7 protein-coding genes are annotated in these 19,554 nt (G+C 57.8%); 5 read left to right on the plus strand and 2 right to left on the minus strand.

Features of this window, described 5'->3' with window-relative positions:
* Nucleotides 1-24: 24 nt before the first annotated feature.
* Together VLY20_00920 and VLY20_00925 are read right to left on the minus strand one after the other, a co-directional pair.
* On the minus strand, nt 25-5,325 hold the full coding sequence (locus tag VLY20_00920) for a beta-ketoacyl synthase N-terminal-like domain-containing protein (protein ID HUK55201.1): 5,301 nt from the start codon (nt 5,323-5,325) through the stop codon (nt 25-27).
* Complete coding sequence (locus VLY20_00925) at nt 5,322-12,662, minus strand: SDR family NAD(P)-dependent oxidoreductase (protein HUK55202.1); 7,341 nt, start codon at nt 12,660-12,662, stop codon at nt 5,322-5,324. The genes VLY20_00920 and VLY20_00925 overlap by 4 nt, the downstream gene beginning before the upstream one ends.
* Before the next feature lie 342 nt (nt 12,663-13,004).
* On the opposite strand from VLY20_00925, the gene VLY20_00930 reads away from it, so the two are divergent.
* From VLY20_00930 to VLY20_00950, 5 genes are all read left to right on the plus strand, one after another.
* Nucleotides 13,005-13,301 carry a hypothetical protein gene (locus VLY20_00930; protein ID HUK55203.1) on the plus strand — a complete coding sequence of 99 codons (297 nt, stop codon included), beginning with the start codon at nt 13,005-13,007 and terminating at the stop codon, nt 13,299-13,301.
* 712 nt (nt 13,302-14,013) lie between these two features.
* Nucleotides 14,014-15,378, plus strand: coding sequence for a TolC family protein (locus VLY20_00935; protein HUK55204.1), 1,365 nt, complete (start codon nt 14,014-14,016; stop codon nt 15,376-15,378).
* Nucleotides 15,379-16,054: 676 nt separating this feature from the next.
* The gene (locus VLY20_00940; GenBank protein ID HUK55205.1) at nt 16,055-17,206 is read left to right on the plus strand and encodes a helix-turn-helix transcriptional regulator; all 1,152 of its coding nucleotides are present in this window, start codon (nt 16,055-16,057) and stop codon (nt 17,204-17,206) included.
* Between the two features lie 129 nt (nt 17,207-17,335).
* Nucleotides 17,336-18,151 (plus strand): inositol monophosphatase family protein, encoded by an 816-nt coding sequence (locus VLY20_00945; GenBank protein HUK55206.1) that lies wholly within the window; start codon nt 17,336-17,338, stop codon nt 18,149-18,151.
* A gap of 63 nt (nt 18,152-18,214) precedes the next feature.
* Complete coding sequence (locus VLY20_00950) at nt 18,215-19,534, plus strand: MFS transporter (GenBank protein HUK55207.1); 1,320 nt, start codon at nt 18,215-18,217, stop codon at nt 19,532-19,534.
* Nucleotides 19,535-19,554: the final 20 nt, after the last annotated feature.

Genomic DNA, 19,554 nt, shown 5'->3' on the forward strand with positions numbered 1-19,554 from the left:
TTCTCCTTTAAGTTTAAAATATGTTTAAAAAATTGATAACGCGCTGATCAGGGAGCCTTCCCGTAGGGTTCGAGCCTTAAGGCTCGAACCGCCCAGCGCGGGAAGGTCTCGTGCCAGATTCCCCTGTAATACCAGCTCCATTTCACCGTTCTGGGGGTGGATAGACTCAATCACGAGATCTCGCATTTGCCCCAGAAGACCACGTCCCAGCGCCTTGGCTACCGCTTCCTTTGCACACCAGAAGCGCAGCGCCCATTCCTCCGGATCACCGGTAAGACCGGCCAGCAGGCGGCGTTCACCTTCGGTAAAGGCCAAGCTGAGCCATCCGGGATCGCGGCCGCCGACGGGCCATTGTTCGATATCCAGCCCCAGCCCGCTGGCGGTATCCGGCCAACAGGCGGCGGCCGCCGCACACCCGGCCGAATGGGAGATCGAAACGTATGGCACTCCGCCTAGGCCATCCATCCAACTGCCGGCCACACGCGGTCGCCCCTCGGCATCGGTTAATATCTCGACATCGGCTGGGAAAAGGTCCAGTCCATGGCGCGTCTTTACAAGGCGTCGGATCGCGTCCTTCGCTGCGCAACGGCCGAGAAGCCACTCAACCTGGCGTTGGTTTGGACCTTTTAAGTCATGCCAGAACTCGCGTTCCCGATGGCTCAAGATGAGATGCGCCAAGACCCGACGCCAGATCATGGCGTGGGCATCCATAAAATCCGCCGGAAACGGTTCACGCAACGCGCAACTCACGGAACGTCCATTGTTGAAATTGGGACCGAACACGGACCAGTCTCGGGTTAGATAGCCGACCTGCGGCCGAATTCGGGTCCGATAGAATTCCTCCGGCAGTTCGAACCGGCGGTCCTCCCAGTTCGACATCCGCAGATACAGTCGGCCGTCCGGTCCGATCAGATCGATGTCGGAACTAATTTGCTGATCGCCCTCCAGCCGGATCCGGGCGCGGCCGGTGACGCACGTGCCGACCGGAAGGCGCGGACCAAAAATCTGGAGTTCCCGCAACCGGAACGGAAAGACATTGAAACCGGTCGGAAGATGTTCGGTCGTCCAATAACCCACGAGCTGGCCCGCCGCATCCAACAGAATTGGATCGGTTATCCAGACCGGGCTCTGAATCGATCGAAACAATCGGTCTAGCGGCAGGACGGTTAGGGTAGCTTCCGTTCCGTCCTGGCCCCAGCGGTCGACCGACTTCACGCCCTGAAACGTCGGACCGTGAAACATTCCCTCGGCATACAGATTTTCAGGACGCCACCGCGATGGACGTTCAGTCGTCAGGGGGAGCGGCGCGGCGACCGGCGTGGCTGGATAGCGATCGGAAAAAACTGCGACGCATTCGGCCAACACCGGCCCGGGGGTTCCGGATGATTCGGAGACTTCCCGGATCTTGACCTCGATCTCTGTTCCGTCGTGATCGGATATCCGAGCGGCCGTCATCGCGAGCGTGACGGGCGGTCGGTCGAACGCGATCCACCGATAGGCGCGAATCTCGCGCATGCGGACCAAATGCAGGTCCGGCGCGAGCGCTGCCGCCACCTGGGCCATGATCTCCATCGTCATGGTGAGCGGCATGACGGGCAAGGCCATAAGAGTTTTATCGGTCATCGAAACCTGTCCGCCAAGTGTGTGGTGCCGGAGAAAGATATCCTCCTCTGGATCGATCCGACGAATGGCTTCGAGGCGCTTGCCGGGCTCCAAGGTGACGATGTGGTTGAGAAACGGAAAATTCTGAATCGGTTTGCGGTCGTCGGTCGTCACCAGGGGCTCAGCGGCTGTGGATGTCTCACCTGAACCGTTGGAAAAGAAACGAATGATTTCTCGCAATGTCTTTTTACCGGTCAGACCCTCCATCGCCTGTTCGGGAAGGGCCGGCTTGAGCGCTCGTTTTGCCGCGCCAAGGATTTCCACCCGTTTGATCGAATCGATACCAAGGTCGGCTTCCAGATCCAGGTCCAGTCCGAGCATCTGAGCCGGATAGCCGGTCTTTTCCGAAACCAGGTTTAGGAAGGTTCGTTGGATGTGGTCCGAGTCTGTGCGCTCCGGTTGTTCGGTTTTCGCAATAAGCGCGGCCGGCGGTTCCGGATTGCCGTTGACGGTCGTTGCTGATTGGGTTGGGACGGCCGAGGCCGTCGAGGTTGATGACGGAATCGGCTGACCGTGAACCGTTCGCGACAGATAACCTTCCATGACCGACTGCTGAATGGTCAGAAATGCATCCATTGTTTTGAAGTAGGTCTGCAGCACGTTGTTTTGTGAAGTATCGGTGGGGTTGCGGGCCGGCAGAACTAGGGACTCCGAGCCACCTGTCTGGACAAGGGAACGGGGCGCAACCGTGGGGGGCGTGACCGGAGGGTTGCCGAGAGCGGTCAAGGGCTGCACAGGCGTCGGAACGGACGTCGGTCGCGGCCGAGCAGTGTCGCCGTTGTGGCGGTCCAGTCGAAGCGGCTGCAACTCCAAGGCGATGCGCATGCCGTTGTCGGACTCCCCTCGGGCAGCCCGATCCTGCTGAATGTCAAGCGTGAGGCGATGTGGTGTCCGTCGCTGATACAGGGGCTCCAGGTCCATTGGGACGTGATGGGCCGTCAACAGCGCGAGCGCATGGTTGAGGTGGGTCGTTCCTGGCCGTCGATGGGAATCGGACGCGACGGCAAGATGTGGTTGTGTTCTGAGGGTGTCATCCACGAATCCGGTCAGATTGCTCTTTGGGCCGACCTCAATGAAGATTCGGACGCCGGCGGCATAGAGGCCCTCGATCGTTTCCCGGAATCTGACCGGTTGCGACCATTGGTTCAGCGCGAGCCTGCGGATTTTTTCCGCATCGGACGGCATGGGGCCCGTCGTCGCGCAGGAGTAAATCGGGATAAGGGGCGTCGTCAAAGGAAGAGCGGCAAAGAAGTCCTTCAGAGCAGCACAGACCGGCGCGAAGAGGGAGGTGTGGTACGCCCGCTCAAACGGGAGCGGTGTGCAGATTGCTCCCTCAGAGGCCAGCCGAGAGGATGCCCATGCAATCGCGTGTCTTGATCCGCATAGAACCAGTTGATGCGGACAGTTATCCATGGCGATATGGATCGGTTCGGAACCTGTGCCGATAATCGTTTCGACGGTCTGACGTTCAACGCCGCCAACGGCGAGCAGAATCCCTTCTGGAATTTCGTTGCGGGCCGCCATCTCCTGATAGATCCTGTTGAGATCAAGAATGTGTCGGACGAGCTGCCCCTCGTTATCTTCTCCACTCAGCGCCCCGGCAGCCAGCAGCGCGGAATATTCCCCTGTGCTGTGACCGACGACGCAGTCGGGCTGAATCTTTAAGCAGTTGAAAAGGGCAAGCATCCCCTGGCTCGCCGCAAAAACCGCCTCGGCCCCGATGTCCATCTGCCACAGTTTCTGTTCGTCGGTCGAATTCCCTTGTCCATCCTGAGTGGTCGGAGGCGGGAAGACGACGTCGCTGGGAAGGTAGCGGCGTCCCTGCTGGGTAAACGCGCGATCCATCAGGTCGAACTGTTGCCGGACCTCCGGAAAATGGCAGCACAGGTCAGAGAGCATATTGAGATATTGGGAGCCCTCGCCCGGAAACAGGAACGCCACCTTACCGTGCGGGGCAAGCGGTTCGGAAAAATAGTAGATGCCCTCGCGCTCTTTGATCTGACGGCAAGCGGGGTCCGCAAGCCGTTTAGCGGCATGGGCGAGCTTCTTGAGGAGTTCATCGATCGAGGTGGCGACCAGGGTCAGGCGAAACGGGCGAAGCGGTTGCTGGGTGTTGAGGGTGTAGGCGATGTCCTTGAGCTCGACCTTTTGAATCCCCTTTATATAATGTTCAAGGGATTGAACCTTCTGCACCAGATCCTGGAGGGAGTCCCCCTGGAGCAGTACCATCTCAGAATCCCAGCGTTGAAGAAGACTCGGCATTGCGGATTCATTTTCAGGGATATACTCTTCAAGAATAACGTGAGCGTTGATCCCGCCGAAGCCGAAGGCGTTAACGCCGGCGCGGCGCGGGGATTCGGCCGCGCCATGAATCCAGGGCCGTGTTTCTGTGTTGAGGTAAAAGGGACTCTCCTCCAGTTTGAGATCAGGATTAGGCTCCTCACAGAGAGTGGGCGGCAGGACCTTGTGATGGAGTGCGAGCGCGGCCTTGATGACACCAGCGGCACCTGAGGCCGGCATCGTGTGGCCGATCATTGACTTGACCGATCCCATGGCGCACCGCGGCGGGCCGTTTCGCTGCCCGAAAACACGGGTAAGGGCTTGGACCTCGGTAACATCTCCGACCGGAGTACCGGTCCCGTGCGCCTCAATCAATCCGATAGTCTGCGGTGGAATTCCAGAAGAATCATAGGCTCGGCGGAGCGCCAGCTCTTCCCCGTCGACGCGGGGCGTCAGCAATCCAAGCGCCCGGCCATCGCTGGCCGTCCCGACGCCTTTGATGAGCGCATAAATTCTGTCGCCATCTCGCTCCGCATCCTCGACTCGTTTCAGGACGAGCATGCCGAGTCCTTCCCCCAGCAACGTTCCGTCCGGTTCTTTGCCGAACGGACGCAGCTGTGTTTTACGAGAGAGGGCGTTGAGCTGACAAAACACCATTATGATCGGTGGCGACAAGGAGGCATGCACCCCCCCGACGATCGCCAGGTCACAGCGGCCGGAAGCCAGATCCCGAAGGCCGTGGTCGATGGCGATTAAAGAAGATGCGCAGGCCGCGTCGATGAGGTAATTGGTTCCCATGAAATCGAGGCGGTTCATGACGCGCCCGCTGATGATGTTGGGAACCAAGCCGGGGACGACATTCGCATTGAACGGCGGCAGACTCTCTTTCAGTGTTCGTTTTAATTGGGCGAGCTCTTCATCGGTGTGTTCGGGGTGAAGTTCTTTTAAGATTCGGATCGTTTGGTCGATGATGACGCCGTGCTGGACGCCATTGGTAATACCGCGGTTGATATACGTTCCGCGGCCCAGAATCACTTCAATCCGCGTCCGATCGATTTGACCTTCGGAATACCCCGCGTCCGTGAGGGCCTCATGGGCCACACGCAGGGCCAGAAATTGATCGGGTTCACTACCGTCGACCGAATTAGGCATGACGCCATACTTCACCGGGTTGAAGCGGGCCAGGTCACCGAGAAAGCCGCCCCGTTTGCAGTAAATCCGATCGTTCTCTTTGGAGTCGGGATCATAATAGCGTTCAACTTCCCACTCCTGAGGTGGAGCGTCGACGGCATCCACCTTCGAGACGATATTGTTCCAATAGGAGGCAAGGTCCGGAGCGCCGGGATAGAGACAGGACATCCCGATGATTGCGATTTCTGTCACAACGCCCTCCGTTGAGTGGTATGGGATCCGCCGAGCCGATTGAGGGCCCGGCTACCGACCACCTCCATCCCCTTCATCTGACCGATCAGCCTCCCAACGTCGTCAAAGAAGTAAATATCCTCATAGATGCTTGAATCATCGGTATCAGGAAGAATCCGCACCATACACTGGACCCGACCGCCAGCGGCTGATCCATAGCGTATATACCGCCCGAGTCGTGACGGCAAAGGGGTGATATCTTTAAACGCCCGCGCCCAGAGGAGCACCAGTTGCAGGCCGCAATCAACCAGAATCGGGTCGATCATCCAGGGGGTTGTCGCCCCTGTGATACAGTCGCCGGATTTGGATGGCCGTAAGCTTGCGATGATCGTTTCATCCGAGGCGCCCTCGATCGTTTCGATCTGCTGGAACAGCGAACCGTGGAACAGCCATTCTTCATACGCATGGTTAACCGTCTTTGGAAACGCGTCAAGAGGTTGTCTCGGAATATCAACCGCCGGCGGCTCAGGAAATCGGTCGCTCAACTCGACGGTTCCCTGGTAGTAAGTCAGGCCGGGATTCTTTGCATCAGTAATGGTGACCACGGCATCCAGACCGAGGCGTTCTTGAGCGGGTTCGGTTCGTGATCGGACGGACAATCGGATTTGTTTCGGACCGTTATCGAAAATGATCCCTTTAAACCGCCGAACATCACGAACGCCGATCACCTGCCATTCAGGCCACGCAGTCTGAACCGCTTCGACCATGAGCTCAAGTGCAAAGGCAAACGGCAACACAGGTTTCCCATCGATTTGATGGTCCAACAGGAAGAGATCGCGGTTCGGATCCAGGATCTGGACCCCGTCCAGCGTTCCTCCATCGCCGGGAGAAAGGGAGAATCCTTTCAGGAGAGGAAGATGCGCCCGTTGGTTCTTGGGTGCCGTGCTGGCCTCCCATGGACCGTCACCGAGCACCACCTCCACGTGGCCCTTCGGGCCCAGCGTCAGCTCGCGCCAGAAGGCGGCCCGTCCAAGCGGCGGCGGGATGACCTGAACCCCTCGCTCGGCAAACTGCCGTTGGACTTCGGTCGACGCCATGCCGGATTCCCATGGCCCCCAATTCAATGACACCACTCGTGCGCGCCATGTTCGGTCAAGGTGAAGGGCCAGCTTGTTCAGAATCTCGTTCGAGGCGCCGTAGTCTCCCTGACCGCGATTGGCGAATCGTCCCGCCACCGAGCCGAAGAAGACGAAGAATTTCAGTTGTTCCGGTCTGATCGCACGGATGAGGTTGAAGGCGCCATCCACTTTGGTGTCCATGACCCGGTCCAGAGACTGGGGCGTTTTCTCCTCTATCAGCTTGTCTTCGATAATACCAGCGGCGCTGATTACCCCGTCCAGCCGTCCATGGCGCCGGTAGATGTCGTTGATCACGGTCTGCATCGCGGCCGCATCGCGGACGTCCACTTGCAGGTATTCCACCTTCGCACCGGTTGACTGCAGCGCTGTAAGATTTGTTCGAATCTCGCGTTCCCGGAGCAGGCGGGCATAGGCTACTTCGACCTTTGCCGGCGTGACCGCGCCTTCCAAGCGACGAATCTGATCGATCAGCGCCGCTTTAAGCGCTGCAGGTTCCGTCAGCCCGCGCGTCACCGCCGCTTCGATGGTCTGAGGGAGCAAGGTGCGGCCAACCAGAATGAGTGTGGGCCGGCACTGGGAGGCCAATTCCATGGCAATCTCGGCCGAGATGCCGCAGGCCCCTCCGGTGATCAGAATCACATCTTCTGCCCCGATTGTGATCCCGCCCGAAGTGGTCTCCAATGGAGCTGGATAGGGGCGCAGGGCCAGGCGATCGCTTCCGCGGTATCCCACCTCAATGATGCCGTCCGACGCGCCCATCTCTGCGAGGATCCGGGAAGCCAGGGCCGGCGCGGCTTCGGCCGGATCAAAGTCGACCGCCGTGCAGTGCACCTCCGACCATTCGAGGGCCAACACTTTGATCAGCCCCGTAATACCGCCGTGGTGCGGTGACGTCAACGGAGATTCGCCCGCTGTTCCAAAGACATTCCCCATCGACGTGGCGCCGATGACCCAGGCTGATTTGGAACGGCCCGCAGCCCTCAGATCGGGCGCGGCCGCCTTGACCAAATAAAAGAGACTTTTGATCTCGCCCCGCAAGCGATCCCGCCATACCCTCAGATCGAGCCGGTCGAAGGGGGGCGCTTCCCGCAGGGGAAGAAGATGTACAAGGCCGTCGATCGTCCCATACCGTTCGTGGATCTGTTGCATCAAGGCATCGACCTCGGAAGGATCGGCCAGGTTCGCTTCGAATCGGCGGTCTGCCGTGACCGTGAGCGACGGTCCGTGAACGACGGTCACCACGTCCGCCCCCATGCGGGTCAGTATTGATCCAAGCGCATCGGCGACTCCTCGGCCGTCATCCGTGATCACGATGCGGCGGCCCGACACGGTTGGAGCGGTGGCATCATCTAATGGTGCCTGAAGAGTCCGGAGGAGAAATCGGGGAAGGGACCGTGAGGGAGCCGGTGCCGTCGGCGCGGCCGCTCGCGTGACGACTGATGCGGGAAAGAGGGCCGGTGCCCGAGGAGTCGGGGAGGCGGAGAGAATGGCAACCGTTGTCTCGATGATCCCCCGGAGGGTTTTGACCCCGGTGAACTGTTCCATGGCCCGTGAGACCCGCTGTTCGTTGTCGGGCCCGAGCTGCCGCCGGAACGCGCCCATGATCTCCACCCGCTTGATCGAATCGATGCCCAGGTCCGCCTCAAGGTTCAGATCGAGGCCCAGCAGCTCCCGGGGGTAGCCGGTCCGGTCGGCGACCAGTTGCACCAGCATCTCGGTCAGCGTGACCTGATCGACCACTGCAGGGTCGGCCGCGGCCGCCGGGGCGGTGGAAGAAGCCGGAGCCGGGGAGGGAGCGATTAATGGGGACGAAAGTGGCGTGGTCTTTCCCTGAGGCTGTATTGCGATCACCGGGAGAGGTGAGGGAATGTCGGCCTTGTGTGCCGGGGATGCGGGGAGTAGTTGAGTCGGTGATGGCTGTACCGGCGATCCCTGGAGGTAAGTCAGCATCACCTGTTTTTGCGTGTCAAGAAAACGCTGCATGAGATCTTGGAACTGAATCAAGACGGCGTCGGTCTCTGAGGCTGCCGACCCGTGATGTGAGTCGACTGCGTGCTGTGTCCTCGTGAGCGTGGGGGACGGTTTGCTGATCGAACCAATCCCATTCCCTCCCTCGTTTAAGGCAGGGGAGAGTTGAGGGGAAGCGGGCTGCTGGGAGCCCCCTGCACTCAATGCGATGGGCGGTTTCAGCGTGCGTTTGGCCTCCGACAGTTTCCGTACCCCACCCCCGCTGATCATCCACGTAGTTGGCGGAAGGGGCACCGGCTTGCAGGAGGTTTCAAGCGTGGATAGGTTGAGTTGGCGGGCCGATCGCCCTTCAAAGAGACGGTCAAAATCGGCTGAGACACCCCGGACGACGATCTGCGCGAGCGCATGCTGGAGCTGGGTCCGCCCGTCCCGCATCGGCAGATCGGTCGCGACCGCCAGGTGCGGCCGCGCTCCGAGAATGGCCCGGGTCAGGCCGGTCAAAACGCCGCGTGGTCCGACCTCAATAAAAACCCGAGCGCCGGCCGCGTACATGGCTTCAATCTCGCGGATGAACTCCACCGGCCGGACGAGATGGTCGGCCAGCGTGTCGATGATGGCGACAGGGTCGGTGGGGTGCGGGCCGCTGGTGGTGTTCGAGTAGACATCGAATCGGGGTGCGGCACAGGTCAGGGCGCGCAGGTAGTCGGCGAATCGGTCGCGGGCCGGAGCGACAAACGGGGAATGGAAGGCGCAGGCGACGGGGATGGGACGCGCCGTCACGCCTCGGGCTGTGAGCTTTTCGATTGCCTGTGCGATGGCCTCTTTTGAGCCGGCGAGGATCGTTTGGTTCGGACCGTTCAGATTGGCGATCGACAATCCCTCGATGGAGACCACGATCCCGCCCAGGCTCTCGGCATCCGCTTCAACGGCGGCCATTGTGCCCAGTTCTCTTCCCTCGGCCGCCTCAATGATCATCCGGCCGCGGGTCTCGGAGAGATGGAAGAGGGTCTCCTCGTCCAAGGCTCCGGCCGCATAGAGTGCCACGTATTCCCCATAGCTGTGGCCCGCCGCCATATCAGGCCGAAGGCCGAGTGTCTGCAGGAGTCGATACAAGCCGGCGCCGGCCGCGCCCAGTGCGGGTTGAGTGATGTTCGTGGCGGTCAGGGCCGCCTGATCCCGTTTTTTCTCCTCGTCGTTGAACCGCGGGGGCGGATAGATGTAGGCGGTTAAAGGTTTGGAGAAGCGCCCCGCCAAGACCCGGTCGGCGGCCTCGAAGGACTCCCGCACCTCTCTGAACTGAATGGCGAGATCCCGGAGCATGTCGGGATATTGCGAGCCCTGGCCGGGGAAGAGAAAGGCAACCTTGCCCGGACTTCCCGTGGCCGGGTCGCCGATGTAGATGCCCTGGGGATCCGTCGTCCATGACGTCCTGGCCACTAAAAGTTTCCGCTGGAGATCATCCAGCGAGGCCGCCACTATCGCCAGGCGAATGGGGCAGGCTTTTCCCGATGTCAATCGAGTGCGGGTCTGTTGCCAGACCGCGGCAGCCAACTCGTGAAGTTCCGGAGCGGCTCCCTGGGTCAGGGCCTGCTCGATCCGCTGAAGCTCGTTCTCCACCTCCTGCCTGGAGCCGCCGGCCCAGTAGAAGAGCTCGGTGGGCCATCGATCGGCCACAGCCGGCCTGTTGGTCTCCAGATAATTCCCCGTGTACTCTTCGATGACGGCGTGAAAATTTGTTCCCCCGAAGCCGAACGAACTGACGCCGGCCCGACGCGGGTGGGCCACAGCGGCCGGCCAGGGACGGGTTTCCGAGTTCACATAGAGCGGGCTCTCCGGATAGAAGACGTTGGGATTGGGTCTTTCGACGTTGATCGTCGGAGGCAGGACCTTGTGGTAGAGGGCCAGGGCCATCTTCATCAATCCCGCCACGCCGGCCGTGCATTTCGTGTGGCCGATCATGGATTTTAATGATCCAATGGCCGTCTCCTGCGGGTGCGCACCCGATGCGGCCAGGACCCGCATGAGCGACTCCCCCTCGGCCTGATCGCCCGCGACGGTTCCGGTTCCATGCGCCTCGAACAGGCTGATGGTGGCCGGAGAGAAGCCGGCTTTCTCATAGGCCCGATCGAGCGCGCGGATCTGTCCCTCCGGTCGCGGCGCGGTGAGTCCCTTGTCCCGTCCATCGCTGGAGGCGCCGACGGCCTTGATGACGGCATAAATTCGATCGCCGTCCCGCTCCGCGTCTTCCAGCCGCTTCAGCACGACCACCGCCAGTCCCTCGCTGATCACGATGCCGTCGGCCTCCTCATCGAAGGTCCGGCAGCGACCCTTGGGGGACAAGGCCTGCGTTTTGCTAAAGCACAAATAGCCAAACGGGCTCTGGACCGTGTCGGCCCCGCCGGCAATGACCATGTCGCTGGCACCGCTTTCGAGCTCCTGTACCGCCTGGTAGATCGCGGCCAGCGATGATGCACAGGCGGCATCAACCGTAAAGTTCGCGCCCCCCAGGTCAAACCGGTTGGCCACCCGGCCGGCCGCCACGTTCAGCAGGATTCCCGCAAACGAATCTTCGGTCCATTCGGGCAGGCGGTCCCAGACCTCGGCCGGGAGGTTGTCAAACACTGTCGGGAGACCGGAACGCAGCGCGTATTGCTGTCCGAGTTCGGCGACGCCGCCGCCGACGCCCAGAATGACGGAGGTGCGCTCATGCGGGAACGAAGATCCCGGCAAACCCGCCGAAGGGATGCCGTATCCGGCGTTGTGAAGAGCCTGACGCACCACTTCCAGCACCAGCAATTGGAGCGGTTCGATCGATTTCAGCGAGTTGGGCGGCATGCCGTAGCGCATGGGGTCGAACGGCACCTCGTCAAGAAAGCCTCCCCATCGGGAATAGACTTTGTCCCGCGCTTTCCTGTCGGGGTCAAAGTAGCGGGCGACATCCCAACGGTGCTCGGGAATCTCCGTGATGGCATTCACCTTGCCCAGCACGTTGTCCCAGAAGGTGCGGGTATCAGGCGCTTTCGGCAGCAGGCAGCCGATCCCGATGATCGCCACGTCGCTGGGCCGCATCCGCCTTCCGTTGGTCGCCTCGGTTGCGCGCGGTTCGGTCAATCGAGTCAGCCGCTCCATGCCGCGCACCGCCACCTCGTTGTGCAGCTCGGGGATGGTGCAGGTTCGGTTCCGGAGGGCGGCGACCTGTCCGATCATGTACATGCCCTGCCGGTGTTGTTCGGCATCCTCGATCGTCAGGTAGCGCGGAAGATCCCGGTCCTGGCCGAACTGCGGATTGCGGATGATGCCTTTGGCGGCGATTCGGAGGCGCCCCAGGTTGAGCTCTTCCAGAGTATCCCGGATCTCTTCAAGTGACCGCCGTTCGGCCGCCAACCGCCGCCTTTCCTCCTGAAACGTCTGTGCAAACGAAGTGTCGGCGCACCGGGTGGAGTGGCCGGGTCCGGTCTCCAGGAGAACTGTGTCCGTGCAGCGGATCGCCTCCTCCTGAAAGCCCTTCTGAATCGCGCCGGCATTGACTGCCTCTTCCGTAAAGAGATAGGCCGTTCCCATCAGGACGCCGATTCGGACGCCCCGCTGGGCCAGGGGGGCGGCCAACGCGGCCACCATGGCTGAAGAGAGCGAATCGTGAATGCCTCCGGCGAAGAGCACATGACAGCGTTCGGATTCGTGGCCGGACGGGAGGTGCTCCAAGAGTATTTCGATCATGCTCTCCCACAGGACAAAGCTTGACCGGGGGCCGACATGGCCCCCGCACTCCCGGCCTTCGAAGACAAAACGCCGGGTGCCTTCTTCCACAAACATTTTTAACAAGCCGGGGGATGGGACATGGAGATAGGTGGGAATCCCTTCGGCTTCCAAGCTTCGGGCCTGGTCCGGTCGACCGCCGGCGATTAGGGCAAAGTGCGGTTTGTACGCTTTGACCACCGCAAGCTGTTCTTGGCGCAGGTCGAACGGGACAAACCCCAAAATGCCGACTCCCCACGGACGGTCCTCAAGCAGCCGGCCGGTTTCCTTGAGCAGCGTCTCGACCTCAGGGGCGCGCATCAGCGCCAGGGCCAGAAAGGGGAGGCCGCCGCCTTCGGCAACCCGTAGCGCGAATTCGGCCCGATCGCTGACCCGGGTCATTGGACCCTGAACGATCGGGTAACGCGTACCGTGCGACCGAGCCAGAGGAGTATACTCGTCCAACGGCTTTAGTCTCCGTGCGGCGCTGAGATGGTCTTCGATCGATTTCTTCATCCCCTGCAGGATACCGCCAACGGTTCCAAATCGCTCAGCCAAGCGAGATGCAAACACGGCCTCTTGTCCTAACACACAAAGCGTGCCCGCCGAAGGATTCCAACCGACCCTGTTTTGAACCGCCTGTCGCCAGGCGTCCTGAATTTCCCGCTTCGGTCGCGGGTCATGGCTGAGTGAGGCCGCGATACGACGGAGTTCCTCGACACCCGGCGTGATTGGACTTTGAAATACCCGGAACGGCAAACCGATCTCACTCCCTAAACACGTTGTCTCGCTTCCGTCCATGCGGGAAATGGCGGACTTCATCGAATCGATCAGAGGGGATTCCCGCGCGAGGAGAAGTTGGTCGTTCAAGACGAGACCTGCCGCACCGCCGATATGGCATGCCGCTGCGCTATGAAGGCCGATTCCTCCCTGAGCCCACACGGGGAGTTTGACGCGTTGACGAATATGTTGGAAGAGTACGAATGTGGTTTCCTCTCCGACCCATCCGCCTGCTTCATGGCCTTTCGCGATCAGGCCATCCACCCCAATTTCTTCACCGAGACAGGCTTCATCAAAGGATGTGACTTCGAGGAGAACGGTCCGTTTTTTTTTGCGCAGGGCGCTGACTTGCATTGGAAGCGCTTCGGGGTTTGAAGCGGTGAGCAGTACGATTTGGACGGGTTCGGGAAGGCCTTCCGTTACCGCGTGAAAAAATAAACCCGCAGACGAATCAAGTTTGATGCCGCACTCGTTTTTTGAATATTGCACGAGCCGTTCGATCGCGGCGCGGGCCGTTTCGGGGTCCCCGCTGAATTCCAGATCAAGTATTCCCCATTCGCCGGCTCGACAGGCCGCAATGGCAATGGACGGATTGTTTGTTCGGGCGGGGGTCAAGGCTATGAGACGGAAGGAGTCCATGATAGAGGGGCTACACGTTAGAAGACGAATTACGCTGAAACAATTTGAGAGTCCGCATAATTTTTCCTTGAATTTTTGAGAATGTAACTGTTTTTTTGAGAATAATACTATATAGGGAGTACTGGGTATAATCAACCCCCTCAAAAGAGGGGAAAGAACGGATTTGGGGTTGTCTCAGCACAAGAGGATTCTTGTTTTTGTTGATAGCCCGTCGAAAATTGCATGAATTTCTCTTGAAAACCTAAAAAGAAGATGCTACCATCCGCGCCTAACAGGACGCGACTCTCATCGGTATTCGTAATCTGGAACTCTACCTCGATCGAGTACATCCGGACTCCCATGGAATTCGATGGCGGGTGTTCATCCCAGAGATAATCGGGCCACAGGTTGGAGAGTATGCAAACGGTGCTTCACCCCTAAACTTCCGAAAGGGGAATGAGAATACGTAATGTTTAGGTTTCTTGTTTTCATTTTTTGTCTGACCCTCTTTGTCGGATTTCCCTTTGGAGGTTCTTCCGCCTTCGCATTGACTCTGAACCAGGCACGTGAGGAAGCACTCCAGAAGTATTGGGGGGTTAAAATTGCTCATGAGCAGGCTATGGCAGCGGAGTCGGAACGCAAATCCCGGTTTGCCAATTTCTTCCCCAAGCTTTCCTTCAACGGCAACGTGACGCGGTATAACGACGAGACCGACTTCCTTCTACCGAAAGGAGCCATTCCCAACAACTTTACCACATTTCCTCTGATCGACACGTTGATCCAATTTTCAAATCGGGACGTCTATCAATTCGGCCCATCCTTGCAGCAGCCCGTCTTTGTGGGTGGCCGCCTCTATTTTGGATTTCAGCAGTCCCAGGCATGGGAAGAACAGGCCGGCTGGAATGAAAAACAGGTGGTGAACGACCTCCTCTATGCGGTTGAGCAGGCTTACCTCGATGTCTTGCAAGCCCAAGGCGAGAAAACCGTGGCGGAAAAAGACCTCGAATTTTATAAAAAGCTGCATTCGGATATCGAAAAACAATACAAAGCGGGTCGGACTACACTGGATGAGGTGCTGAAGGTTCAAACAGAGGAAGGAAAGGCCGAGGAAAAACTATTGTCGGCAACGAGCGGCTTGCAAATTAGCGAGGGACAGTTCAATCTTCTACTTGTCCGCTCGGTCGATGCCCCTGTTTCAATCGAACCCGTATCCGATCTTACGCCCGTTGCACTGGATCTTGCGACGGCCTTGTCGGCGGCTCAATCCTACCGTCCGGATTTGCAGAAAGACGTTGCGGTTTACAATGCCGCCGTCTACTCTACGCGGATTGTGGAATCTTCGTACTATCCCCAGGTTAATGCCGGCGCAAAGTGGTACCGACAAGATATATCCCCTAGTACGATAGATCGAGACCGCTGGCAACTTTTTTTAACAGCGGATTGGACTTTTTGGGAATGGGGGAGCACCAAGCAACGGGTGGCGGAGGCGGAGGCTCAGGAACGGCAGGCTGAATATCAGGTCAATCAACTTTCGGACCAGGTCCAGCTGGATGTTCATCAGGCCTGGGTGAAGCTTGAAGAGTCCGAGAAGCAAATTCAGGTCGCAGCACGCACTGTGGAACACGCCACTGAGGCCTTGCGGGTTGTTGCATTGGGATTCCAAGCAGGTGTCAAGACCTCAACAAACCTCATCGAAGCAGAGGCGTTGCTTTCGCAGGCTGAGCTTACCGATTTAAGGGCTCGATTTGCAGCTCAACTCGCCCGGGCAACCCTTCGACATTCCATCGGCATCATGGACGAAGAAAGTCTTGGAAAAGTAGGCGGCTCCAATTAAACGGAAAATGGAAACATCCTCCAATCCTAGATCTTCCTAAAGCAAGAACCTCAGACCGGCAACAAATTTGCCTTCGGGGAGGCGATGAGCCCACCTGACCTCGGCCAAAGTACGCGGCGCAAAAAACTTCTGGACTGGAAACGAAATCTTTAAGACCTCCGCAGCTTTTATGGGGCGCGTTGTCATAATACAGGCGCCACCGCTGCTTATATTCTGAAGGACACCGTCAAAGCCCATTTGTTCCGGATTTTCGCTCGAGGGACCGATTGCACGATGGAATTCCACTCGAAGGTTTGAGGAAAACCTTGCGCTTGATCTGGGAAGTTCCCGCGATCTGTCAGGCATGGCAATGTCTCACGCGTGAGACCGAACTTGGTGCAAGTCGGTCTGACGGAACATAAACTACTTCAGTGAGTGGGGTTAGCCGTTCACAATACACCCACTTCTTCAGCGGCCTTTAAGGAGCGCAACAGGTGCCAATTTGGTATTCTGCCCGAGATCGACAAATTAGTCGGGGAGGAATCCTACTATCAAATGAATTTGCAGTCAACCCCCTTTTCTGGGGGGGGTACTCTCGGTTTTTATTTGACATCCTTATTGTAAAGATTTAAGATTTGATATCCTCAAACCGGTAAATCAAGGTAAATTCTGATCGCAAAGTTCTAAAGGCGGTTTCATGGTGCTCGGTAAACATCATCTGTTGACGTTGAACAATTTTCAAGACCTGGCCTTAAATGAAGAAAAACAAGCCAGTGTCGCCTCGGAAGGGAAAAAACTTCTTGATATTTTGCAGCGCTCCATTCAATTTGACGCGGCTTGGATTTTTAAGTTTGATCCCTCATCGCTTAACATCTCGGATATTTACCTTCACCAATTCAGTCAGGAAGCTTTTTCAAAATACCTGGATACCTTTTATACCGAAACCCCCATACCCACCATCCATCAAATTCAAAAGGATGGCTATATCGCAAAAAGAGGGTCCGATATTGTTGAAACCGCGGTCTGGTTAAAAAACCCATTTTATCAGGATGTGCTTCATCCACTAGGGCTTAAATTTTTTCTCGTGGGCGCTTGTGTCGACCAAAAAAAACAATTTGTCGGTCTTATCGTCCTCTGGAGATCCAAGCATCGGTATGATTTCTCCGGTCGAGACAGCGTGTTTCTGCAGCACGCCTCCCTTTCGTGCGCTACTATCTTGAGCCGGACCCGTTCGACCGAGGACGATCTGGAAAAACCGGAGATCTTGAGGTTGATCACTCAACACTCGGAACCCGGCGTGATCATCTTGGGAAAAGACGATGAGATCGGCCTGATGAATCAAGAGGCCAAGACCATTCTTTCAATTATCCGAAGCGGGAGAGAACATCTCGCGCGAACATCCGATGAGAGATTTTTCCGAAAACTTCGTCAGCTAAGATCCCGGGTCCTGAATGAAACCTTCCTCCCCAAACAAAACGGAAGTTCCAGTCCTCCCTCCGAGATCTTTCGCTTCAGGGGAACGACCTTTTCTTGCAAAGGGATTCTTTTGGATGGAAGCGGCCGGGATGAAGGCTTGGTGATGATTCTGATCGAGGCGATGTCAGAAGAAACGGAGGTTTCGCCCGTCTTCAATAAGCGGTTTTCTGTATTCACCGCACGGGAGGGGGCGATCGCCAAACTGATCAGTCAAGGCTATACCAACAAGGAAATCGCGGCCGATCTTGGCATCGGCATCTATACGGTCAAAGACCATATCAGACACATTATGGAGAAACTCGGAACCAACACTCGTTCTGGTATTGTGGGGAAGATCATGGTCCGATCCGCGCCCGACCCCCACGCGCATTGAACTGATCCACCCGATGGAAAATATCGGTCGCCTCCGACTTTTCTCAAGAAACGATCTTATAAAACCCGCTCCGAGAATACGACGAAGGCCATTTCCATGGACCCGCGGGATGTGGTATAGTCGTTCATTATGCCTGCCCAATCCGTTCCACCTCTTTTTCGCGATACCCTCGTCAAAGCCGTGAAAGCGGGAGGGGAAATTCTGCGGCAATCCTTCGCGACCGAGATCCGGATTGATTACAAGGGGGAAGTGAATCTGGTGACCGAGGCGGACCGGGCGGCGGAGGCCACCATCATCCAAACCATTCGTAAGCGATTTCCGGATCACCGGTTTCTGGCCGAAGAAGGCGGCGAGTATGCCACGGCCGCATCGATTGCGTCCGATCACAAATGGATCATCGACCCGCTCGACGGGACCACGAACTTCGCCCACGGCTATCCCACGTTCTGTGTCTCGATCGGATTAGAAACCCGGGGGGACATCGTCTTGGGGGTCGTATACGATCCCTTGCGTGAAGAGATGTTTCTGGCCGAAAAGGGGAACGGGGCCGCCCTGAACGGCCGTCGGATCCGCGTTTCCAAGACCGAGAAACTCAACGCCAGTCTGCTGGTTACCGGCTTCGCCTACGATGTGCGGGAGGATCTGATGAACAATCTCGATCATTTCGCGCAATTCAGCCTCCGGGCTCAGGGCGTGCGGCGGACTGGTTCGGCCGCGTTGGATCTCTGTTATGTGGCGTGTGGTCGCTTTGACGGATTTTGGGAGATGAAGCTGTCCCCGTGGGATACCGCCGCGGGTTTTCTGATCGCCACCGAGGCCGGGGCGACCGTGACCGATTTTGGGAACCGTCCGTATCGGATCTATAAGAAGGAGATCCTGGCCACCAACGGAAAGATTCATCGGGAGATGGTCGAAGTTCTGGGATTGTCAAAGCGTCCCGACTGATAAGCGTACTCATCCAAACGCGGTCCATTTCAGGACCGCAGTTCCTGTTCAGAGATTTCCCCATTGAAGAGCAACCATTTCGAGCGGAGAGGATGGTACTTTTACGATTGGGCCAACTCGGCCTTCTCCACGACGGTTGTGACGGTTTTTTTGGGTCCGTATCTTACCACGCTGACGAAGTCGGCGGCCGGTCCCGACGGGTTCCTTGACCTTTTCGGTATCCGGTTGAATGCCGGTTCGTTCTTTCCCTATGTGGTTTCTTTATCCGTGTTGCTTCAGGTTATCTTGTTGCCGATCGTGGGAGCGATTGCGGATTACTCGCATCGCAAAAAGCAGATGCTGGCGGTCTTTGCCTATCTCGGTTCGTTGGCTACGACGGGGATGTATTTTCTTTACGGCTCCCGTTATTTATTGGGCGGGGCACTCTTCATCTTCGCCAATGTCAGCTTCGGCGCATCGGTCATCATTTACAACGCATTTCTGCCGGAGATCGCCGGCCCCGATGAGCGGGACGCCGTTTCCTCCATGGGTTGGGCGATCGGCTATCTGGGCGGCGGTCTGCTGCTGATGATGAACCTGGTTCTTTTTTCGCAAGCCGGTTCATTCGGATTGACGACCGGACAAGCCGTGCGAATCAGTCTGGCCTCGGCCGGCGTGTGGTGGGGTATTTTTACGATCATCCCTTTGGTGGCACTGAAAAGTCGCCAGGCGATCAAGCGACTGCCGCCGAAGGAAAGCTATCTGATGGTCGGTTTCAAGCAACTTCGTCGTACGCTCGGCAAAGTGCGTGCCTATCCCCAGACGCTTCTCTTTCTGGCAGCCTATCTGCTTTACAACGACGGGATCCAAACGGTGATCACGCTATCTTCGGAATTCGGACAGGAAGAATTGAAACTACCGATCTCAACGTTGACGACCGTTATTTTAATGGTGCAGTTCGTCGCCTTTGCCGGGGCCATCCTCTTCAATTACATCGCCAAAAGCATCGGCAGCAAACGGGCCATTGTGGCCAGCCTTGTTATCTGGACGGGGAGTCTGATCTACGCCTACGGATTTCTACGAACCGCCCTCCATTTTTACGCTCTGGCCGCCGTCATCGGCGTGGTGTTGGGAGGAAGTCAGGCTTTGAGCCGTTCAGTCTATTCGCTCATGATCCCAAAGGGCCAAGAGGCGGAATATTTCAGCCTTTATGAGGTGAGCGAGCGTGGAACAAGTTGGCTGGGCCCGCTTCTTTTTGGCCTCTCGCTCCAGTTGACCGGCAGCTATCGCATCGCCATTCTTTCCCTGGTGGTTTTTTTTATATTGGGTATGGTTTTGCTGCTGCGCGTGGATGTTCGGAAAGCGACGATCGAGGCGGGAAATCAACCTCCAGCGGGGATCTAAGACCGGTGCCTTCGCCCAAA

It is taken from the genome of Nitrospiria bacterium, from assembly GCA_035517655.1.
In the GTDB taxonomy this organism is placed as follows: domain Bacteria; phylum Nitrospirota; class Nitrospiria; order JACQBZ01; family JACQBZ01; genus JACQBZ01.